The organism is Microbacterium sp. WCS2018Hpa-9, assembly GCF_031843745.1.
Taxonomy (GTDB): Bacteria; Actinomycetota; Actinomycetes; order Actinomycetales; family Microbacteriaceae; genus Microbacterium.
In genome coordinates, this window is record NZ_JAVTIY010000008.1 from 155,392 (window position 1) to 178,495 (window position 23,104).

General features: G+C 64.2%; 13 protein-coding genes. 1 reads left to right on the forward strand and 12 read right to left on the reverse strand.

Annotated elements, in window-relative coordinates:
- Positions 1-39: 39 nt before the first annotated feature.
- Positions 40-456, forward strand: a complete 417-nt coding sequence (locus RQG82_RS16915; protein WP_311245263.1) for a hypothetical protein — start codon at positions 40-42, stop codon at positions 454-456.
- 63 nt (positions 457-519) lie between these two features.
- On the opposite strand, the gene RQG82_RS16920 is transcribed toward RQG82_RS16915, so the two are convergent.
- The 12 genes from RQG82_RS16920 to mobL form a co-directional block, all read right to left on the reverse strand.
- Positions 520-1,320 carry a sigma-70 family RNA polymerase sigma factor gene (locus tag RQG82_RS16920; RefSeq protein ID WP_311245262.1) on the reverse strand — a complete coding sequence of 267 codons (801 nt, stop codon included), beginning with the start codon at positions 1,318-1,320 and terminating at the stop codon, positions 520-522.
- 183 nt (positions 1,321-1,503) lie between these two features.
- Positions 1,504-1,863 carry an HU family DNA-binding protein gene (locus RQG82_RS16925; protein WP_311245261.1) on the reverse strand — a complete coding sequence of 120 codons (360 nt, stop codon included), beginning with the start codon at positions 1,861-1,863 and terminating at the stop codon, positions 1,504-1,506.
- Between the two features lie 107 nt (positions 1,864-1,970).
- On the reverse strand, positions 1,971-2,297 hold the full coding sequence (locus tag RQG82_RS16930) for a hypothetical protein (RefSeq protein ID WP_311245260.1): 327 nt from the start codon (positions 2,295-2,297) through the stop codon (positions 1,971-1,973).
- A gap of 58 nt (positions 2,298-2,355) precedes the next feature.
- Entirely contained in the window at positions 2,356-4,533 is a 2,178-nt protein-coding gene (locus RQG82_RS16935) for a hypothetical protein (RefSeq protein ID WP_311245259.1), read from the reverse strand.
- A gap of 196 nt (positions 4,534-4,729) precedes the next feature.
- Positions 4,730-10,306 (reverse strand): hypothetical protein, encoded by a 5,577-nt coding sequence (locus RQG82_RS16940; RefSeq protein WP_311245258.1) that lies wholly within the window; start codon positions 10,304-10,306, stop codon positions 4,730-4,732.
- Between the two features lie 201 nt (positions 10,307-10,507).
- Positions 10,508-14,515 (reverse strand): type IV secretory system conjugative DNA transfer family protein, encoded by a 4,008-nt coding sequence (locus tag RQG82_RS16945; RefSeq protein WP_311245257.1) that lies wholly within the window; start codon positions 14,513-14,515, stop codon positions 10,508-10,510.
- A gap of 117 nt (positions 14,516-14,632) precedes the next feature.
- Positions 14,633-16,879, reverse strand: coding sequence for a hypothetical protein (locus tag RQG82_RS16950; RefSeq protein ID WP_311245256.1), 2,247 nt, complete (start codon positions 16,877-16,879; stop codon positions 14,633-14,635).
- A 77-nt stretch (positions 16,880-16,956) separates the two neighbouring features.
- The gene (locus tag RQG82_RS16955; RefSeq protein WP_311245255.1) at positions 16,957-18,747 is read right to left on the reverse strand and encodes an AAA family ATPase; all 1,791 of its coding nucleotides are present in this window, start codon (positions 18,745-18,747) and stop codon (positions 16,957-16,959) included.
- Between the two features lie 117 nt (positions 18,748-18,864).
- Positions 18,865-19,590: a hypothetical protein gene (locus tag RQG82_RS16960; protein ID WP_311245254.1), complete on the reverse strand. Its 726-nt coding sequence runs from the start codon at positions 19,588-19,590 to the stop codon at positions 18,865-18,867.
- Entirely contained in the window at positions 19,587-19,988 is a 402-nt protein-coding gene (locus RQG82_RS16965) for a hypothetical protein (protein WP_311245253.1), read from the reverse strand. The genes RQG82_RS16960 and RQG82_RS16965 overlap by 4 nt, the downstream gene beginning before the upstream one ends.
- A gap of 73 nt (positions 19,989-20,061) precedes the next feature.
- Positions 20,062-20,685 carry a hypothetical protein gene (locus RQG82_RS16970; protein WP_311245252.1) on the reverse strand — a complete coding sequence of 208 codons (624 nt, stop codon included), beginning with the start codon at positions 20,683-20,685 and terminating at the stop codon, positions 20,062-20,064.
- Between the two features lie 181 nt (positions 20,686-20,866).
- A complete protein-coding gene (gene mobL / locus RQG82_RS16975; RefSeq protein ID WP_311245251.1) occupies positions 20,867-23,080 on the reverse strand; it encodes a relaxase MobL in 2,214 nt (737 codons plus the stop codon).
- Between the last annotated feature and the right edge of the window lie 24 nt (positions 23,081-23,104).

Below are 23,104 nucleotides of genomic sequence, written 5' to 3' on the forward strand. Positions count from 1 at the left end.
CTACCCATGGCCAAGAGCACCCCACACCAGCCTGAACTGGTGAAAACGACCGTCCGCGCGCTGGTCGTCATGGAAGTTGCGGCGAGCAAAGACCAGACCGCCGAGGAGGCCGCCGAGAAGTGGCTGCAGACGTTCGCCGACATCCTCACCGATGACGACGCATCGTTCCGCGAGGACTACGGCACCGACGAGAAGACGCTCCTTGCCTGGCTCGCCGATGAAGACGGGGACGCCCTCGAGCCGACCACCGGCGGCTACGAAGGGCCGTTCGTGCTCTCGACCAAGGTGCGCCCCGCATCCTCTCCCGTCGGAGATGGGGTCGACTGGCACATCATGATGGGCGACAACTTCGCGCGGAGCGCGAGTACGAGCGACGACCCCGTCGTCAAGGCTGAGCGATCAGCTCAGGCCGCGCGGTACTACGCGATCGCCGCAGAGCTCGCGCCCCTGAGGTGACACCGCCCATCACGCAAAGAAGCCTCGCGGCATAGACCGCGGGGCTTCTTCTTTTCCTCCGACCTAAACGTGAGCCGGGTTCAGGAACGCTCGGGCGAAGCGCTGCCCCTTCTCCGCGATTCTCCCGAAGTACGCATCGAGGACCGTGGGTGACGAGTGAGATGTCGGGGCCGACGCGGCCCGAGGGTCATCGGCGTAGTGTCTGTCGATCGCGTCACGCAGCATACGCATCGCCTCCGAGCGATGTTGAGACACTGCGGCATGTGAGACGCCGATCTCGGCGGCGATGTCCTTGACCGTCCGATCATCGAAGTAGATGGCATGAATGATGAAACGCTTGCGATCGGGGAGCGCGTCGATGGCGTGATGCAGCAGCTCGTCACGCTCGGCGTACATCGCGGACTCTTCGGGCATATCGCCAGCCCAGATCACGTCGACTGCAGCAGGGACGTCGAGACTCGTCACAGTGCGCCCTGCATCCTCGAGCCCCTGCTTGACCGCCGACGTCGCAACACCCATCGCTTCGGCGATCTCCGCGATGGTCGGACGGCGACCGAGGGTGGTGGAAAGCGTCTCCTGCACGCGAGTCGTCGCCTTGGCTCGCGCTCGCGCCTCCGCCGGCGCCCAGTCCATCGAGCGCAGCTCATCCAGCATCGCCCAGTTGATCCGCTCCCTCGCGTAGGCCCCGAAGGGCACCCCGAGCGACTCGTTGAACTTCTCCGCAGCGCGAACGAGAGCGAAGGCCCCTGCGGCCGCGAGGTCATCCCTCGGCGCCTGCGTCAGCTTCGCCGCAATATGTGCGGTGGCCGCACCCACGATGTGCAGGTGGTCGACCACGAGCTGATTGCGTGCTCGCAACGGCATCGGACTTGCTCTCTTTCACTGTCAATGCAAGCCCCCCAGCTGCCTACAGCGCGAACCACTCCCATAGTGGTTGAATTTTCATTCATCCACATACTAAGCACACTCGGCGGACGAAAAAGCCCCGAGCACGAATACTCGGGGCTTCCTCGTTTACGATCGGATTACGATTCCGGATCAGGTGGGCTACGCCTTGACCTCTTCATCCGTCTGGATGTGCCGGTTGACCTCTCGCGTGGCGGAGAACTTGAGGACGGTGTAGTCCTTGACCTCGCCGCCGGCGTCGTCCTTGGCGAACTGGACGCGGTGTCCCTTGTGGGTCTGCGGGTAGAACTTCCCGAAGTTCGTGAGGGTCACCGTGTTGCCCTGCGCGACGAGATCGAGAAGCTCGTCGATGAGCGCCTGGTACGCCTTCTGAGCGATGTTCGGGGATACTCCGCCGCGGCGTGCGAAGCGCTGGATGAACTCGCGCTTGCTGACGCGCTTCTCGGCGTCGCGCCCGGTCGTGCTCTTGCCGGTGCTGTCGGCCGTTGAGGTTGTGCTCATGTGCCTACCGTCCAATGGGATACTGCTCGTCGCCGAGCGTCTTGTGCCCAGGCCAGCCGTGTCCACGGCTACCCGAGGCCCTAATTTCCTGTGACTGCCGGAGTCGGTCACAACTCCGGACTGTACTCATCAGAGGATACTGGCTCTTCGCTGATAAACGTGGTGGATGTACGTTTTGTCTGCTTTCCCGTAGTATTACGCGCTTCCTCCGTACGGGCTGCGTGCAGAGACGCGTTGATCGATCGCTCGGCGATGCCCATCGCCGGCTGCGCCATCGTGGAAGCTAGGCCGCGCGCGCTGAGACCAGCGCGTGCAGATTCGACGCGAGCGTCGGAGGCTGCCTTCTCCTTCTCCCACCGGGTGCGGTCCTCTTCATTGACGAACCCCATCATCGAAGTGATCTCGTGTTCGCTGGGGAATCCCATGATGCCCATGTCGTGCCTTCCTAGTCGTTTTCCGCTCGTATATGAGTAAGTCTAGCGTGAATGAGCATTAGCCCAGTTCGAAATCCACGTCCTGCAGAAGCGTGGCGTCGTCGTGCCCGATACCCGTGATTCGGCCCGTGTCGACAGCGTTGTACCCCTGGTTCACGCGCGCCCGAAGGTGACGTGCGACGGCGTTGCGACGGCGCTTGGCGTTCTTGCCGCCAGGATCGCGCTCAGGCGCAATGCTCTTTGCCGCAGCCTCGATCGCGTCTCGATGCTTCGCCGGTTCAACACGCTCGACGTCGTATGCCACGCCGTCGATGATCTCGGCGTCAACCTCATCGTCCTCGTCATCGATCTCACCCTCATACACGGGCTGATCGAGCCGCCTGGGCGATCGTGTGCGGGGTGACCTCGGTGCGCCGCCCCCACCATTCGGTCGAGGCGCCCTGGGATCCGAGGTCGGACGAGTGCCGGCTGACGGCCTGTCGTCCTCATCCTCGACGATCTCCGCATCCACGATGTCCTCAGCCGTGGTCGAGCGATTGGACCGCTCAGAAGACGACGCGGCGTAGTGCTCGGCCTGAGGTGCCTCGGGCTCTGCACCCTCACGCGCCGCGCCGGCACCCATGGTCTGGTAGCGGGCGAGGTCCTCGGCCACCTTCTGCTGCCAGTTGTCGCCGTACTGTGCAACCCAAGCGGAGGCGAGCTCAGGCTTGAGAAGTTGCACCTTCTCGACCGCGTCGACGTACGCCGCGGTGTAGGCGAAGTGAGACTCCCCGGACGTGAGCCCGTCGGCCTTCATCGACGCGAACATCGTCCGAGCTTTTCCGAATCGAGCGCGGGCCCTGGGGTCGTCGAGGTCGTCTGCCACACTCGGGAACTGCTCCACAGATGCTGCCACCACGTACTGCGAAAGGACATCGTTCATCTCCTCCACGGTCGTCGCGGTGACCATCTCAGCGGTGAGCGTCTGACTCGACATCACACGATGCTCATCGATACTCATCGGCGGGCGCAGCGAGAACGAGCCCGCGTCGACGAGGCGGCCCTCGTACGAGTCGACGAAGTCGCCGGTCCACACCATGCGCTTCTCGCCGGTCCCCGGAAGGTAAACCTCACGCGGCTCGCTCTTGCTGAGTCGCCCATGCCCCAGCTCGGCGAAGACGCTCGCCATCTCGGGCTCGCGCTCGAGGCGCTGGCCCACGATCACGCGCATCGCCCTGGAGACCTCCTCCTTGCCGAGGTGGTCCTCGGCGACGAAGCCGTACAGAAGGTCCCGAGCAGACTGGTACCGCGCGGTGATGGCATCCCGATCCGCACCCGGTCGCCGCATGTCCGCGTACGCCGCTTCTGCGAGGGCCACCTCTGTCATCGCTGCACTCTCTGCCGTGAACGGCAGCCGGTGGCCGTTCTCGGCGTTCTCGATGCGGTCGAGCCGCCGACGACGCCGAGCACTGAGCTGGTCACCCTTGCCCTTGCTGACCAGCTTGTCGAACTGAGCGCGCGCCTTGTCGTTCTTCCTGTCCTCGCGACCCTCGATCTTCTCGCGAATCGAGTCAGAGATCTTGCCTCGGAATTGGCCGAGCTGAGTGCGGAAATCGGGCGAGAGGGCCCACATCGATGCCGCCATGCCCAGCGTGGAGACGAGGTTCACGGCGGTGAGCCCCTGCTTGAGCGGAGCCACGCACTGGAGAACCATCATCGAGGCGTAGACCTGGTGGAGGCCGGTGAGCTGCTGACGCTGCCGATCCTTCGTCGCGTCGGCGCCGAGAATGCCTGACGAGCGCAGGCTCTCCATGTACGACTCCCCCGCGCGGATCGTGTCCAGCTTCAGCTGGGAAAGAGGATCCCGCAGCGCTTCCCCTTCGAGCCTCGACCTCTCGGCCGACATGCGCCTTCCATCCGCAGCCTGCGCAGCCCTCATGCGCGCCTCCTGGCGTCGCCGGTTGCGGCCGGCTTCACGAGCGGCCAGGTGGGGGTCGTTCGATCCTGCGGCTGCGCGACGGCGATCCGCCGGCTGTGTGACGAATCCGTCCCAGGCGCCGTTGACCTTCATGTTGCGCACGGCCTCCGACACGAAGTCAGCCCCACCACGCGCCCTCTCGCGCAGACGCTCCGAGAACGACGGCCCATCGGAGATGACCTCGACATCGATGACGTCGTCATCCTGATAACTGCTCCCAGCGGGTTCATCCTGAAGGTCGTACATCGGGATGTTCAGCGTGCGTTTCGGATCAGCCATCACTACGTCCTCTGGTCGTGTTGAGGCCTGACGGCCTACGGGCGAAGAATCTCGCAGGCTGCGAATATCCTCATTTATGGCCTGATTCTACCGTTTCCCCTCATAAATAAGCGAATATGAATCGCCGGGTCAGTCTGGTCCCACGCAAAGAACCCCGCCCCGGGATGACCGGGGCGGGGTTCTTTTCTTCTACGTCCTACGGCTGGAATCCATCCGATTCGACGACAGGACTCGCGTCCGCGGTGACGAGCTCGGGGCGGAGACGCGGCCGCGGCGCACGCACCGCCGTGGCTACCGGGGACGTCCGACCTGCGCCTCGCGAGCGCGCCCGCGGATCGTGAGCGGCGAGCACATCGCGGTTGGTGAGAACGGCGACGTCCGGGGCTGCGATCTGCAACCCCTCCTCCGCTGCCTTCTCCCACTCGGCGATCGCCCGCTGGTTGCGTCGCACCGCGTACGGGGCGAAGTGCGAGTTCTCGGTGCCGGCGAAGATGTTCTCGCGGCGCTCTGCCGCAGCGAACACATCGGTGAACGTGCCCCCGTATGCGAGGCGGTCCATCGTGGATCCGGTGTTCTGCAGGGAAGGAGCGTCCGTGTCCTCGATGTCGATGATCCGTCCATCCGGGCCGGTGAGAGCGGCCGCGACCTTCTCCACGTTCTCGGTGTTCACCGAGACGTTCAGGCCGTCCTTCGCCGTGTAGAGCTCGACGAACTGGTTCTTCCAGGTCTCGGCGTCGGCCTGCACCTCACGACCCTTATCGTCGCGGACGACAGCCCATTCGCGCTGACCGTTGTCGCCCGCAACCGCTTCGAGCTTGCGTCCCTTCCACAGCGCCCGGGCGGGCCCCATGAGCATGTTGTACTTCTGACGAGCCTCCTCCGGGTCGTGCTTTGCCTGGAGGACGGACTGCGTGACCGGGTAGGTCAGCTCGAGCACGGCCTTCAGCTCCACGTTGCGCAGCGCCTTCACGCCGCGCTGTGAGAAGGCCCCAGCGATGCCCGTTCCGTGCGACTTCACCGCGGTCGCCATCATGACACCCTCGTCCTCATCGCGGGTGTGCTGGGTGTCGCCGAGATCCGCCATGGTGACGGGGTCGACACCGAGGTGACGGCAGTAGTCGCCGATCTTCGACATCGAGCCCTTGGCGCCGGTGTCGATGCACGCCTCGATCACGCTCTTCACGTGGTCGCCGGCGTCTCCGAATCGCAGGATGGCGTCTCCGTACTGCCCCTTCATCGCATCGCGGTAGTAGTCGCTGACCTCTCCGACGATGGCGTGGCGCTGCTCCCATGCATCGAAGTCGTCGATGTCGCCGGCGTCGAGGTCGCTCTGGATCTCGTTCGCGCGCATCCGGATCGCGGCGAAGCGCTCCGTCAGCTCGGGGTCGACGTGCTGTGCGACCTTGACGTCCAGCGAGTCCTGCATCGCCAGGGGGTGCAGTCCGTCGTCGCCAACCTGACCGAGGTCCAGCAGGTTGGCCTCGATGGTGAGCTTCTCCAGGGCCTGCTGACGAGCAGCGTCGCTGGTCAGGCGAACAACGGCCACCGAGTCGCCGTCGAAGTCGCCGTCGAAGGACTTGTCCATGACCGGGTTGATGGCCACGCCGGTGAGGCGCTCGTCGACCTTCACCCGCATGTATCGCACTCCAGCATCCCGGAGCACCGGGTCGCGCCAGATCAGCGCGTAGTCGTCGTTCTCCAGACCGAGCGCCTCAGCCATAGCCGGGCCGACGGCCACCTGGTCTGCGTCCAGACGGGGGTCGCTCGTCCACACCGCGGTCGCCGAGTTGGGAAGACGGGAGGACATCAGCCCTTCCTTGAAGATGTTCCGCCGGCCGGAGAAACGCTTCTGCTTCAGGTCCTCGGTGATCGTGTCGAACGCGGCCTGCGCGCGACGGGGCATCTCGGCGATAGTGTCCTCGAGGTCGCTGATCTTCTTGTGCTCGAGAATGGGCCGGTTGGTCGCGAGGAAGTCCTTCGCAAAGCGGTATCGCGACGCCATCTCGTGCACGGCCAGGTACTGGTTCGTGTAGTCGTGCGCCGTGCTCTGTCCGTCGCTGAGGTCCTGGCCGCTGCGCAGGTGGGAGCTCATCACAGGCAGCTTCCACGTGCTGTCGGTCGCCTTCGGAATCAGCTGGCCGGTCGGGAACTTCAGCGGGAAGGGGAGTTCGAGATCTCCACCGCGATCGCCGATGAGCTGACCGAAGTCGGCCTTCATCTTGTTCGCGTTCAGAGTGCCCCGGGCGGTGACGGCGAGCTCGGGCATCTGGAAGAGCTGACGCTCCGCCCCCTCGGCCATGTCGTCGTACCCGACGCGCATCGTGCCGTCGGGCTCAAGGTCCAGACCCATCGTGACGAGCATCTCGCGGAAGTTGGCCACGGCCGAGTTGTTCGGTCCGTAGAACTCGGCCATCACCTGATCCGCACCCTGGGAGCCCAGCGCCCAAGCCAGCTGGCTGGACGCCTTGCGACCGCGGCCCTCGCGGAGTGCGGCCTCGTCGTACACCCGCGTGCCTCGCTCGACGTCCTTGTGGGTGACCACCAGGCGCATCTTGCCCATCGCATCTGCGTGAATTCCCCGACCGGGGACGTGCAGATCGGCCGGATCCTGCATGAGCTCGCGAGCCGTACCGCCGTTGAAGCGAGACACCGCGGAGAACGGGCTCATGACCACGTCCAGTTCGGGGTTCTCCTTGAACGCCTCGAGGGCCCACATCATGCTCTCGTCCTCGGCGTACTCGAGCAGGCTCTGCGAGCGGTCGACGATGAGGGAAATGACGCCCTTGTTGCCGTGCATGTCGCTGAGCTTGTCGCCCGGGACGAGAGCGCGGGGGTTGCCGTCGGCGCCGCGGATCGCGTGCTTCTCGGCGAACTCCTTGCTGACGACCATCGGGTCATCGGCCGTCCAGCCGCCGAAGGTCATCATCGCCACGCCCACCGGCTCGGTGACCGCTGCGGCGTTGAGCAGGTTGGACGCCGACATCTGCTGACGGTCGTACGGGTCGTACTTCATGAACTCCGTCTCGGACAGCTTCATCAGCGGCGCACGGTCCTCGACGTCGTCGCTCTGGATGATCCGCCCCGAGGCTGCGTCCACGCGAGCGCCCTCGACCATGTAGCGAGTGATTCCCTGGTAGACAGCGCCGTTGGTCATCACCGGGTCGAAGAAGCCGTCGGCCTCTTCCGTCATGATGGCCATGTTGCGGCCGCCGGTGAGGATCCATGCGTCGTGGCGGTTGTCGTTGGCCGGGTCGGATGCCTGGCTGGAGTTCTCCGCACGCCATGCGGCGTGCACGGTCGATCCCGATGCGATCTCGCTCGGGTAGCGGACGCGACGCGCCTCGGTGGCGAGGATGGCGTCGACGATGTGCTGCTCGAGCCCCTCCTCTGCGGCGCGCTCGATGTAGTCGACCTCGTGACGGGAGTCGTAGAGGCGGCGGTAGACGCCGTTCAGGGAGGTCGGCTCACCCACCTCCGTGCGCATCACCAGCATGTCGTTGGCGATCTGGTACTCGATCTGGTCGCCCATGATCTGCTCGTACCCACGCAGGATGGTCCGCTCCTCGACGCTCAGGTCTTCGCCGGCGCGCTGGGAGGTGATGCGGGCTTCGTAGCCGGGGACGAAGAGGTAGTTCTCGCCTCCCGCGAAACGCGTGACGACCTCGCCATGCTCGCCTCGGCCGAACAGCTGACCGATCTGACCCTTCACCGTCTCCGCGACGCCCGTGCGGCTGAGGCGCTCGGCCTCCCAGGAAGCGATGCCGTGCTCGTCGATCGCCAGGCTGATGACCCGACCGCCATTGCGCTCGATGGACTCACCGATCATCGTGCCCATCTGGCTGACGAAGGCGTCCTCGTGCATGTTCGGTTCGACGGCAGTGCTCTCGTCGAACTGCACGAGCTTGTCCTTGACCGCGCTGGCGTAGAAGCTCGAACCCATCATCTCGTCACCGTCGATGCCGGTGACCCGCAGCGCGGCGATGATGTCAGCGTTGTTGCGCCATGCGCCGAACTCGCTCGTCATGTGCTTGGCCACGCGCACCGGGTCGAATCGGCGGACGACGACCTCGCCGTCGGCGAGCGTGAGGTCATGCTGGTCGTAGCTGCCGATCAGCTCGTCAATGACGTCATCGGCATGGTCGCGGACCTTCTGCTCGGCAGATCCGACGTATGCGAGATCGCGCACCAGCATGTCGTGCGTGGTGCGGGCGGTGTCGGTGTCGACCTGCAGCTCGCCGATGACGCCGACCTTCTCCTGGTACTGCTCTTCGGTGGCACCCGAACGCAGGAGGGTCGTCTGCGCGCCGCGGAGGACATCCCAGTACGAACGCTGAATCGACGCGATCTCCGCGTCGCCGGCGAACTCGGGGAACCACTCCCCCGTCGAGGCCAGCTCGGCGTGCTCGTTGAAGTCGTTCACCAGGCGGTCGACCTCGAGGGCGGCTGCGAGGTTCTCGCGCGCGCTGTCCACCGACTCGCGGAGGTACGCCTCTCCGCGTTCGGCGTCGAGGAAGAACTGCGCCGTGGCGGTTCGCGCCTGCGCCGAGCGGCGGATGAGCACCTTGGCGCCCTCCTCCGGGATCTTGCCGTCGATCAGGAGGTCTCCGTACACCGCCATGGAGGAGCGGTCGTTCTTGGTGAAGTAGGAGTCCTGCACCTCCACGGGGACGCGGCGGCGATCGGCCTTGCTCCACTCCGTGACCGTGTGAGTGCCGCGCTCACCGACGAGACCCTTGCCGTCGGCCCGCTGGACGGGCTTTCCCAGTGCGATGCGCAACAGGTCCACTGCCTCGGCCGCCGTGGGCGTGTACGCCGCCTGGGCCTGAGAGCCGTCCACCTTGACGTTGGTGGTGAACCAGGTCGAGACGCCGTCGTCGTAGACGCGTCCAACGAAGTGCTCCTGAGTGCGCGGTTCAGTCAGTCGGACCGCGATCTTTGTCCCGGTGATCTCCGCCTTGATCTGACCCTGGTTGCGGTCGCGTCGAACGGTGTACCCGATGCCCTGGCTGCGCAGATCGTCGAGGATCGCCGTCGAGCGCTGCAGCGCCTCCGCGCTCATGTATCGGCCCGGGCGGATCTGCCCGTCCTGACCTCGAGCGCCGTCGATCACCCAGTCGCGAACGTGGCGGTACTCCTGCTCGCTCATGTACCCCATGAGCTCGGTCATACCGCTGAGGTCGTCGTAGCTGAAGGCTTCCCCCGCCTCGACGGCCTGTCCGTCCTCGTCAATCGAGTAGACGTGGAGATCCTGTGTGCGCAGCTCGGAGATCCGATCGGCGTGGCCGCCCGCGAGCTGGGCTACGTCCTCGTCGAGGATGTAGCGCACCCGGGACCCGGCCTGCTTGATCGAGCTGCGTACTGCCCAACGCGGGTCGTACGGGGAGATGGGGAGGCGGGCGCCCGCCTTGCCCGGGGACGGCTGAATGACAGAGCCGTCCTGCGCACGCCGAGAGAATCCCGCCATGTCGAAGAAGGACGTCTGCATCTGGACGTACGCGGGGGATGCGGAGGTGGCATCGGTGAAGATGCCGGGGTATCCGGCAACGTTCTCCTGCATCGTCTGCTCGATGGCGGACAGCACAGGGGGAATGCCGAGATCGGCGCTCCCCATCGACAGCTGCTGCGCATTCAGCTTCTGCTCGACCTTCGCGCGCAGATCACGCGCGGCGGAGACCATGATGATCTTCCCGGTCGCGTCCTGCGTGCGCTCGATCGTCTGCTGGAAAAGGTGCTCGTACAGGTAGCGACGCATACCCGGGCTTCGAGGATCCACGGATTCTCTCTTTCGTCAGGCCGGTCCAGCCGGCCTCGGTGATTGGTTGCTCTCATCCTATCGAGCAGAATCGACATTTTCACTCATAAATCAGGGATTTTGACGTTTTCGAGGGGTGCGGCTCAAGATGGGGACGAACGCACGAAAATGGCCCCTCCGCACTGTGTGCGAAGGGGCCAGATACGCCTCACGGGCTTCGAGCTAGTTGCCAGCCTGATCGCGCATCGCCAGCATCATTGCGCGCTCGAACTCGCCACCAGCGATATCCCTCCAGCTCTCCAGCGAGGCGAGGTACTCGTAGAACTCCCCCGTGACCTCGTAGCCGCCAAGCTCCGACAGATCGCCCTCGGAGTACACCCGGGTCGTGTCGTCCTGGGCGGCCGCCGTCAGTTGCTTGAGCGAGTCGGACTCGTCACGCTTCTGCAGGTAGAGCGTGCCACGATCGACCGAACGGAGGGACCCGCCGGCGCCGACGCTGAAGTGCACAGAGTCGCGCTCCATGTAGGCACGGGCTGCGCGGTATGCCTCGATGATCTCGCGATCGAGAGGGTTCAGCAGTGCCTTTCCATCTGCGCGCACGAGCATCTCGCGGCTGATCTGACCACCTGCGTACCGGAGCTGCTGGCGATCCGCTGCGTTCACCTGAGCGCTCTGTACGGCGCTCTGCATCTCGTAGTCCTCCTCCCAGTTGTCGTTCTCGTAGAACCCCTCCGGGGCGTCCTCGAGGTCGACGTCATCGGCGTCCAGTCCCAACTCGTCCGCGATGACCTCGCGCATCGCCGCATCGACGATCTCCATGACCTCGTCGCTGTACACGTCGGGATCGAGGCGAGCGATGTCCACGTCCTCGTACTCGTACGCGGCCTTGTACACCGCGGTGCTGTCCACGGCGGCCTCCGCCTGGAGCATGCGCTTGGCGAGCATCTTCTCGAAGTCAGGCTGGTTCAGTCGCACATCGAAGTCGAGAGCGGAGCTGAGCGTCGGGATGGTCTGCAGCGTGTACTCGTGACCGGGGTGGATGATGGTGTCCTTGAACAGTCGCCACGACATCGGCAGGATCGTCTCGTTGCGGTTCCACACCGGTGAATCACCCGCGCGGAGCACGATGCTGTTGCGCTCAGAGAGGTACGCGAGGTCGTTGTAGGAGATCACCGGCTCCTCCTTGACGGACATCGTGTACGAGACCTTGCCCTCGACATTGATGTTCTTGATGATCCGCTCGGTGTCCTTGGTCACGGTCTTCGAGTCGCGGTAGACGTTGTGGCGGGTGCCCGACATCTTCGACAGGGTCTCGATCATCGCGTCATCCGTCGACTTCAGGAACACGATGTTGGAGGTGTTGCCCTGAACGATCTTGTCCACGGACTCCCCGTAGACGTCCCGGAGCTGCTGCAGCGTCTGCAGGATGATCGTGAACTGCTGGTCCTGTCCGAGGCCGATGGACAGCATCGTCTCGAAGCCGGCGATACCGTGCCCTTCGGACTGGAGGTTTCCCAGCTCGTCGAGCATGAACCGCGTCTTGTAGAGCGGCTTCTGATCGCTCTTGGTCATGTACGACTTGTCGAAGTTCAGGTCCACGAGCTGCTTGACGAGGATCAGGATCAGCTTGGCGTACTTCATCAGGTGCGGCGGCGTGACCAGGAACACGGCCTTCGGCTTCTCGCTGTAGCGAACCATCGTCGACACGATGGCCTGCGCCTGACCCATCTCCTTGTCCGGCATCGCGAACGAGACGTTGACCAGTCGCTCCTGCTCGTACGTGGTGTGACCCTGCTCGTAGACGCCTGTCGCGGAGTTGCGACGCAGCTCGACGAGGATGCCGTTCTTGACGATCTTCTCCCCGGAGATCGGGTCCTTGATGAAGTACCGGCCGTTGAGCGAGGTCTGGTAGTCCTTCGTGAAGCGGAAGAAGAACTCCCGCACGAGCATGCCCGTGCTCGGGTTCAGCACCTGCAGGCGGAGGAACGCGACGTCGGTGGCGAACTTGCCCTTGAAGTAGTAGCGGGCCCACCCCTCTCGAGACACGATGTCCTCGTGTTCGAACTCCTCACCGAGAGGAGTCGTGAACTGGGAATCGCCGTACGCGTTCCAGCGAACCTGCATGCCGATCAGGTGATCGCGCTTGAGGTAGTTCATGCCGAATCGCACACCCATGCGCCGGGGGAAGGAGAGCCCTCCGAGGTCGGTGTTCTGCGAGGGTGCGCCGGAGGTCAGAGTCGAGATCGTGGGGTCGGTGAAGAAGCTCATCGCGGTGATGGCGATGCCGTACACGGACGCGAGCATCTTCTCGGCCCCGCCCATTGCGCGCAGAGCGTTGTCGGCGTTGCTCACGAGAGTGCGCATTGCGTTTCTCGGGAGGGCCTGTGTCGCGTTGAAGTAGAGCGTGAGCATGTCCAGCTCGTCCTTGTCGTCCCAGAGGAAGGCCTTCCTCATCACGATCTCACGCTCGGCCTCGTAGGCCTCGTCGTCGAACTCGCTGGGCTCCTGCGGGTTGCCGAACTCACCCTGCTTCACTCGGCCCTCGAGCACCTTGAGCGGGTTCTTCATCTTCTTCGCCGTCAGTTGCACGAACAGCTGATAGCAGTTGTAGAGCGTGACCTTGCCCCACATCTCGTCGAGTCTGCGCTCGAGCACCTTCGGGTCCATGTTCGTGCGGGCGGCGTAGGCGCGCAGCTCGCGCTCCTCTTCAAGGTAGTAGTCGATGAGACCGTAGGAGGCACGCTTGAACGCGTTGTTGGCGGCGTTCGGCCACACCGGGTCCTCTCCACCATCGAGCGGGAAGAACACGTCGGCGATGTTCTCGACGTAGAGAGCGCACTTCGGGGCATCGCCCTCGCGGGCGGCATCCGCTGCCATACCCAGCGGGTTGTAGATGTCGGTCTTCATCGCATTGATCAGGTTGAACTGCGTCACCTGGTATCCGCGCATCGTTGCTCGGACGTAGTTCTTCACGAGCAGCTCGCCCTTGGGGTCGTTGATGACCATGTTGCTGGGGCGGCGTTCGCGCAGCCACATATCGATGACGGGCTCGATGTACCCCTGACCCTTTCCACCACGCGTGATCGCCAGCACCATCGTGTTCACAGGGGCGGTGTCGACCAGATAGGCGCCGCCCGGGCGCTGCACTTCGTACTCCGGAAGCGTCCAGTCGCTGTTGATCAGGTCCGCGACGGTGGCGTACTGCCCCAGCTTCTCGCGGTTCTTGCCGTCAGGGTTGTACGGGACGGAGGTCGCGTCGAATCGCTTGCGGAACTTCTTGCCGGCCGGCACACCGGAGGCCTCGAAGAGCGCGTCGCCGAACTCCTCGTCGATGAGAGGAACTGTCCTCGTGATGGCGTTGTCGTCGTCGTCTCGCAGGATCTCGCCCTTGATGTACTCCACGTCGCCGTCTTCGTCGAGCATGTCCTTGTCGGCGAAGACGGAGGCCTCGATCTTCTTCAGCCCCTTGTTAGTGAGCATTACGTGGCTGATCATCGAGCTGAACTGGACGTCGGAGTGTGCGCCGGCGTCAGGGAACCAGTCGAACTTCCGCATGACCTCCTGCGGCAGGGCGATCTGCTGGTCTCCGGTGTGCTGGTTGATGTCCGAGGTGTCGTTCATCAGGTTCTGGGCGTCGAGGTTGCGCATCAGCAGCGAGTGGACGATGCCGAAGACGGCGAAACCAGTGAGCAGCGAGAGGCCTGCCTTGAGCAGGTCGAAGCTCAGGAGCTGCCCGAAGTAGTCATTGGGTGATGCGGTCACCTCTGATCCGCTGCCGTCCGTCGACTCTCCGGCGTCGTTGCGCTCCACCCACCATGTCGGCGGGTTCTGGACCGCCTCGAGCTCGGTCTTGTAGCACGGAGTGCCCTCTAGCGCCGAGCCGTCAGCATCGAGGATCTGGTAGCAGTGGAAGACCGATGAGCCGTTGACCTGCTGGATCTCGTAGAACTTCGACTGCCCGGACAGGTTGGAGTCGCCGCCCGCAGCAGGGCCGAGCAACGCCATGATGAGGCCGAATGCCGACAGGACGAACCACGCCAGGATCGCGGTGATCGTTCCGATGATGGCAGACGCCCAAGTGCGGCCGGTCTTCGTCAGGAGAGGGTCGATCTTCGAGCGATCCAGTTGCTGGCTCTCGTAGACATCCCTGTTCTTCAGCGTCTGGTCCGCCTTGCGAGCGGAGATCTTGTCCCAGTTGCTGGCTTTCGGGTGGCTCGGGTTCTTCGTCACGGAGACTCCCTGTTGGTGTAGCGAGAATGCGGGGCACGGCACCTGTGATGGCGACGTGCCCCGCTGAGGAAATAGGCGGTGCGACCGGGGAGATCAGGAGACCGATCGCACCACCGGTCAGGTGACGATCGAAGTGAACGCCGCGAAGGCGGCGGGTTCGATCGAGGCGATCTGCTGCTGTGCGAACGACCAGCCGACGATTGCTCCGACAGCGACGCCGGCGAGGAGCAGAACCACCGCGAGAACCGCGATGACGCGCATCGAGTGCTTGTGCATGCGGTTCTGCTGCTTGAGCTGCGTCTCGGCCGATCCCTTGGCCGATTCGAGCTCAGAGATGCGCGAGTCGTACGTGCGCTGGAACTCGCCTGCCAGCTCTGCATTCTGCTGGCGCAGCTGCTCGGCGAGAACGCTTCCCGCCTGGGTGCGCTCCTTCTCCAGCGTGAGGGTGGTCTCGAACTCGCGACGACGGGTCTCAAGCTCTCGGGCAGCCTCTTCGCCCTGACGGCGCAGCTCCGACGTGAGGCGCGCCTCACGTGCCTCGTTGTCCTCGCGCATCTGGCGCTTCTCGATCTCGTGCTGCTCTCGAGCGTGGGCGAGATCGTTGCTCCGAGCGAGCTGCTCCGCGAGCACCATGGCGCGGGCGATGTCGTTCGCGCGGTTCTCGTCGATGACCTTGATCAGGCGGTGGTTCCACTCGCTGAGCAGAGCACGCTGCTCCTCGCGCTGGGTGCCGTGCACCTCCCGCAGATCTTCGAAGATGCGGTTGGTGCCGATCTCCATGCGCGTGTTCGCCTCGCGACGGCGCATCTCCAGCACCGTCGCCTTGTTGTGGCTGTACTTCTCCTCGACACGTCGGTCGAGTTCACGTCCCAGCTCGGCGATGTCGCGCTCGAGCTTCGGACGGTGCTTGTCCTCGTACGTGGCGCGGGCGTGTGCAGCCGCCTGTTCTGCGCGGCTCTGGGCCTGCGCGTCGAAGCGTGCCATGAGTTCGCGGCGCTGCTCGGCGAGCTCCGCCGGGGTCTTCTCGCGATCGGCTTCGAAGTCCTTCTTCGCGCCTTCCATCAGAGCGTGGAATCGCGAACCCGGGCTGTCGGTGGACAGCAGGCTGATCGTCTGCTCGACGTGGTGAGCGCTGATCTCAACGAACCGCTCGCGCAGCTCGTCCTGGTGATCGCGATGGAGCTGAGCCAGTTCGGCGTTCGCCTGGCGGCTGAGCTGTCCCACCTGCTGACCGAGCCAGTCCGACTGCTCGTCGGGGATCTCGAGGAGAATCGCCTCAGCCTCGCTGTCGAAGACCCGGTCGAACTCTTCGGTGTCCACGACGAGAGCGAGATCGTCGCTGAGGAATCGGCGGACGATGGTGTCGCGTACTTCCTCCTCGTCGACCACGCGATTGGCGTTCTCGACCACGTACTGGACGTAGGCGTCTGCGTCCGACTCATCCTCGGGCTCCGCGGGGAAGTCGTCGCTCTGCCAGGACAGGTCCACCTCGGAGGGGGTCTCATCGGGCGCGATCGCGGTGTCCTGGTTGCTGAACTGCGACTCGAACGCATCGAAGTTGATCGACAGATCCGGCTCGTCATCCACGACGCCCGTGGCCGCGTCGAAAGAGATCTCGCTGTCGGCGCTGTTGAAGTCGAACGTGGACTGGGTCGAATCGCTCGTGCCAAAGGCCTCGGCCAGCGGGTCCGCCTCCACGGTGAGGGTCGACGTGCCGCCCTGGGCACCGACCGCAGCCGTTGCCGCGGGGGCTCCGCTGACGATGAGATCGAACTCCGACTGTGCGGGGGTGGCAGCAGAACGCTGACCCGAGGCCCAATTCCAGGCCTGCGGAACGACCTCGGAGAGCTTGAGCTCACCGGTGGAGATGGATGTCGCCTGTGCGACCGTCGCACGGCTCTGCGCCTCGTCGCTCAGGGTGTCAGCGAGCAGAACGTCCTCGCCGGTCTCGGGGTCCTTGCCCTCAAGCAGGATCGCCCAGTGGTACGGAGCGTCCATGAGGAGCTGGAAGCCGCTGAGCCGGGCCAGCGTCCCCGGGGTCGGGATGATCGCCAGGTAGTTCTCCTCGAGCATCGCCTTCGTGGCGACGACCTCGATCTTGTCTGCGGTGATGAGTTCGATGATCGAACCCTTGACCGCATCGTTCTTGTTCTTGGTGCTCAGCCCACCGATGCTGTCGGCGTTGAGCAGGAGCCCTATCCACGCGGTGCCGTTGGGCAGTGCGAAGTTCTGGTTGCGCTTGAGGACGTCGACGGCGGCACCGAGAGTGCTCTCCTGTACGACGTCGGAGAGCGACGCTTCCTTCCGCTTCTTCTTCTTCGGAGCTGCGCTCTGATCTTTCTTGCGACCGAAAGACAATGCCATGGTCAACGTCCTTTCCTGATCTTCTCAGGAATGAGTCTAACAGACAGATTCGCGCATAAACCAGGAAAAACGACAGATTAGACCGTAGTGCCAGCGCGCAGTATCGGCAGCTTCACCACGACCTCAGCGCTGCTCTCGCGAAGGCTCTTGTTCTCGGATCGCAGTTCACCCTCGACCTCGACATGGATGGCGCGCACCTTCGGGTGCGCATTGATGAACGTCGCGATCTGCGTCGTCACATCAGATGTCAGCAGGCGAACCGCAGCTCGCGCACCACCGGCTTCTGCGTCGGTGTCGGCCTTGTCCTCGACGAGGTACTCCAGGACGCGCTCATCCATCGTCGTCATCACTCCGTGCTTGGTGAGCACCTCCTGGACGACGCCGGCGAGCTTGTTGTGGATGATCTGCCGCTGCGTCTCGCGCGCGAGGGGCTGGAAGGGAACGATCGCGTCAATACGCCCGAGGAGCTCCGGAGGGAACCGGTTCTGAGCCTGGGTCTGAGTGATGGAGCGGGTGATCTCCTTCATCTTGTCCTTCATGAACTGGCCCGACCCGGTCGCGTCCGGGCTGTACTGAGCGATGGTCTTGAAGATCTCCGCGCCGGCGTTCGTCGTCATCACGATGTACGTGTTCAGGAAGGACACCTGGCGACCGTTCGCGTCTGAGAGGCGACCGTCGTCGAGCACCTGCAGGAGCAGTCGGTTGACCATCGCGGATGCCTTCTCGACCTCGTCCAAGAGAACGACGGCGTGACTCGTGTGCCATACCCGACTGGTGAGCTCCGTGCGGAACAGATCGAGGGATTCGTCTCGGGCGTACTCGGTCATGTCGAACCGGATCAGGTGCTTGCGGGCATCGCCGAACATGAGCTGCGCCAACTGCTTGGTCAGCTCCGACTTGCCGACACCCGTCGACCCGGCGAACAGGAACGAGGAGGCGGGCTTGGTCTTGTCGTGGAGGTCGGCGACGCACAGCTGAAGGCGCTGGGCGACGATGTGAGTAGCCCAATGCTGGCTGAAGACCTTGCTGTCGAGGTCCGACTTGATCTTCGCGGCGTCGACTGCGAGGGCGACGTTGACACCCACGGATTCCTGCAGGACGTCCGCCAGCAGCTTCCGGTCGAGATTGCGCCCGGTGGACAGGTGCCAGCCCACCATCGAGTCAAGGACGAGGATCGACTTCCGTGGCTGGGTCGCCGCGGGGACGTAGCGCTCGGTGTACTCGTAGATCAGGGGCAGGAGACCCTCATCGTAGATCTGATCGGCGACCTCGTATCGCGCTGCCATGCCCTTGAGGATCGCGATCGTGGTCGCCATTCCAGGAGGACTCACGATGATGCGCTGCAGACGCTCCACGAGCGGCTGGTTCGGCTTGACGTACTGATCGAATTCTTCGTCCGTCGTTGCGGCGATGACCCGAATGCCTCTGGCGCCCGACGCGGCGAGCACCGGCTTGAGAGCCTCGACGGCGGCGGCACTGAGCTGGACGATCTGGTGGAACTCATCGATGAAGAGAACCAGCTGCCGCGCTTCCTGGCGGCTATATTCCTCAGCCTCGTCGAAGAGCGTCTTGAGCTGCGCAGCCATCTCATCCGAGTGGGACAGGCCGGCGATCATCCTCGCGAGATCCACCTCGAGGTAGTCCCTCGCGGTGTCGATGATGGATGCGGCCTGAACGAGCGCCGTCTTTCCGGATCCAGGAGGAGCCAGCAGCAGCGCGTTGCAGAGTTCGGGGCGGCTCATCGCCGCCATGAGCTGGGAGATCTCCCGGTCGCGGCCGACGATCTGTCGCTCAGGGGCCGCCAGCGGCCCGCTGTACTTCGACAACGTCGGGTACCGGGTGTTGAGCTCCGTCGAAGGCAGCGGCATGATGCACTCGTTTCTGCTGGTTTATGAGCCTAAATGGTAGCACGAGGAGGTATGTTCTGGGCATGAGAAAGGGCCGCCCATCGGGGGTTGATCCCGGCATGAGCGGCCCCTCGTCGGTCACCAGGTGTCGTACTCGCGTTCAGTTGTCGTAGACGTCGCCGAGGCGTCCGATGATGCTGAGCGGTCGAGAGTTACCCCTTGCAGCTCGGGGAATCGACTGAGGTGGCTCGGACGGGCGACCTTCGGGGTCGTAGTCGCTGATGGCGCCGACGGTTCCGGCGGCGATACCTTCTTCCGAGCGGTGACAAGATCACCGAACGTCGGTCGAGCATGATCGGAACGCATTTGCGCTGCGAGAGGCGACACTCTCGCCATCGCTTCAATCTGGCTGTCGTACCAGGACTCGTCTGCCTCGCGGCTGGGGAGGTCTCTCCTCGAGGAGAGGAGCCCGTGTTCGACGTACTCACGCTCCACGTCGTTCGTCCCAAGTTCTGCGAGCTTCAGGTCAACCTCACGTCGCAGGATCTCCGCTTCGGCGGCCTTCGTCTCTGGAGTGGACGACCCCATGCGCTCACGTGTCGTGGTGATGCTGAGGCGTTCGCGGAGTTCTCGCTCCCTCAGCATGGATACGACATTCAGCGCACTCATGCTTCGGTGAGTATGTATAGCCTGCTCATCTCGAACTGCCTCCTGATAGTCGGGAGAGAACTTCTTCACAATCTCCCCCACGACCCCGTTCCAGGGGCGCCGAGGTGCTCGTGTCAACGTGGGGATCGACGGGGTCTGATTGACGCGGGGCGATGCCGTGTCCACGAACAGCTCACGCCTCTTGGCGTCGCTCATCGCGCCAGCTCCTCCTCATCGGTCTCCTTGCTGGAGGCAGGTCGAGGAGCCTCGGCGAGCTCAGGGAAACGCGAAGCGGCACCTGAAGCGACTTCCACGCCTCGCAACTCAGGGAACCGCTCCATGCGCTCGTCCACGGACGGAGTGGCGAGGCCCGCCTCGAGAGATTCGCCGACCTCGATGGCTGCGCCGAAGGCGGTTGCGGGACCCAGCCCCGACTTCGCGTCGTCGAATGCCCCGGTTGCCATGGCGATGTGGTGAGCCGTCTGCGCCGTGCGCGCAAGAGTCCTGATGCTCTGAGCGCGCTGCTCCTTGCGCGGCTCGGGCTTCTGCTCATCCTTCTCGAAGTCGATCGCCATGTCCTGCCCTTTGCTTGCTGTGGTCGGTCTCTGTGTCATCGTCATCCTCCTCAGACGACGAAGGCCCCGCACCGAGGGAGTGATCCTCCGGTACGGGGCCTTCGTGTTTTGGTTAGCCGAGCTCCGGCTGGTCGGACGAAGCCACCGGGGCGTCCGGTGCGCCGGCACCGACGAGGACCGGCTCGCGCGCGGCGTCGGGTGCATCGACCTCAGCCTCGGCTGCAGCCGACTTCTCGGCAGCGGCCGCTTCCTTGGCGGCTGCTCGCGCCGCCTTGGCCTCGGCCATCGAGTCGAAGATCCGTGTGCGGATGTCCTTGCCGTTCTCGTCGGCGATCGACAGGCCGGGGCCGTCGAGCGTCTTCGTGTTGATGACGACCTCGCCCTTGTTGATGAGCAGGTCGGCCTTCACGCCGTAGATCTTGCCGCTGACGGTGCCGTCGCGGTCGACGAGGTCCGTGACGTTGTCGCCGGCGGCCTGCTTGATCGCCTCGAACTGGTTCGCCGAGTAGCGTGCGGAGTTCGACTTGCCGCCCGGCGCCTTGGGGTCGTCCTTGGTCACGAGAGCGAGGTTCGTGTCGCCGGGGGCGCGGCGGTCGCCGGGGTGGACGCGGGCGTCGAGGTAGCGCGTGGTGACGACGCCGTCCTTCTTGGCGACGCGGTTGTCGTAGGCCAGAACGACGAGGTTGACTTCCTTCGTTGCGCCCTTGCCGTGGACTTCAGACTTGAGGTTGACCATGATGTATCTCCGTTGTGCGTCGGGTCGATGGTGATGTTCCGATCGACCAAAGGTGGTTGAGGTAACGCACCCGAGATGCCCCCTCGAGTGATTCGAGAGTAGCACAGAAGGACTCATTTACGAGTGAAAAACGTGTAACACACCGTATACGGTGAGATTTGCGTTTCTCGACGGAAATGAGCTACGTCAGTTCATCGCTAGTGAGTGGGGTGTCCGTGGGCTCCTGATCCTCGAACACCGGTTGGCTGGCAGAGATCTGCACCTGCTCGTCCAGGCGTTCTGCGAGGTCTGTGTGAAGCTGCACCGTACGGCTGCGGCGGACGATCTCTCGCTGTCGCGCAAGCTGGGCGACTTCGCTGGGGAGCGTCGGCTCCTCGGCCTGTCGGATCCTCGAGGCGAGAGCGATCATGCTGCGAACGTCGCTGATGGGGAGCTCCTGGATGGCCTCGGGCTGCCCCGATGCGACAAGGTATTCCTCGGCTGCTTCTACGGCCTCTGCGCGACGTCGCGCGGCCTCGATGAACGCCGAGAGAGTTCGCGGGCCGATCTCGACATCGGCCGCGAAGTCGTAGCGCATGTGATGGAGGTCCAGACCTTTCACCTGTTCGAACGGGTGCTCGGCACCGGAGGTGATCGCCGCCGCGTCGCGCCCGGTGGCCGGGTCCGTCTGAAGATCGAGGCGAAGGCCTTTCCCGGCGAGGCTCACGCGAAGATCGTCGACCTGAGAGGCATAGGAGGCACGCATGCGGCTGACTCTCTCCTCGAGAATGCGCGCGGATGCATCGCTGCCGTTCGCAACGTGCCGTCCGCCGTGCTGACCGTAGATCTCGAAGCCGATGCGCTCTGCCTCATCCTCGTCCTTCATGCGTCGGAGCGAGAGATCTCTGCGCATCGACTCGAGTGAGATGATCCGCTCGCCGTACTCTGCGACCTCGCTCCACCCCTGGTACCAGGTGTTCGATGGTGGGGTGAAGGACAGGAAGTGGCGATACTTCGACGCCACCTTCGCGTGGTACTCCTCTTCCTCGAGGTACATCTCGTAGACCGCGCGTGATGACGGAGCGGCCTTCCCCTGAGCGTTCGCGGCCTCCCAGGCGCGGACCTGCTCGTGGTAGTGCTCTCGCTTCTCGGTGTGGTGGTCCAGCCGTGAAGCGAATGACCGCATCCGGAAGCCGAAGCCGACCAGATCGTCCTCGGTGTCGTCGTGCGCCCGCTTGGCGAGGTCGTCGTAGTCCAAGCCCATTGCGTCCAGCATCGGTGTGCGGACCTGCAGGGCGTCGTCAGGAAGCTGGCGCAGCATCGCATACACGGCGTTGACGCTGCGCTCGATGATCCGCTCCTCCCCCGTCATGACCAGCTTGCGCCACTCAGGTGCACTGAGACCTTCGTTGCGCCGCCGGTGGTCCGCATACTCGCGGACCCCGACCATGGCCTGGTTCATGGGTGAACCGTCACGGTCGAGGACCTCCCGCACCAGCTGATGCACGATGCGGTTGGGCTTCTTCATCGCGTGATGATTCGTCCCTGCACGCCACAGTCTGCGATCGGCTGGCAGGCAGGCGAGCAGGAACTGCGGGAGGGATTCGCGAAGCATCTGCTGGTGGGCCCAGCGCTTGACGTAGGTGGTCACGTTGCGACGCTCGTATCCGACGGCGCTGGCGAGGTGGCGGACGGACTGGTTCTCGTCGAGCCAACCGTCCACGCCACGGCGAAGCATGTTTCGGGCCCGCGCTGTGATCTTGCCGCGCTGGGTGCCATCAGGAGCGAGCGTGCCCGGGCCGGCATCGACCATCGCGAGGTGGCAGTGCACGTGCTCGGTGTCGACCTGGATGACGGCGACGTATCGGAGGTCGTCGTAGAGCACGCGGCTCATGCGGCCGAGCCCATGCATGATTGCCAGGCGCAGCTTCATCTGGTCGAGATGCCCGCGGTAGTCGCCGCGCTTTTCGCAGACGAAGTCCTCGGGGATGATCTTGTGCTTGCGGAGATACTCCTGGTCGAAGCTCATCACCGTCTTCATCACGGTGTGCCCCTCGTCGAAGAGGCGTTGGATGTCGCGACTGGCGAACTGCAGCTGCTCGTGAGAGAGGGAAATCGAGTCGTATCCGAAAGCGACGCCGGCGTCGCCTTGCGCGGCAGACATCTTCCGCTTCAGCGCGCGAGGAGACTTCACCTCGAGGCTCTCCGTGGCGCTCTCGCGGGCCATGTACCGAGTGATGAACTCGTCTGTGCGCTTCTGGCGGATGGGCGCCAGTGACTCCGTCGCCATCTCGCGTGCCATGTACCGGGTGACGTAGTCGCCAGGAGTTCCTCCCCGCGAGCCCTTCTTCTTGCTCCCAGAGGGCAGCGGGACCGAGAACTCGTTGACGATGATGACGTCCTGCTTCAGTCCCACGCTCTGTCTCCTGTGTTCGCTGGT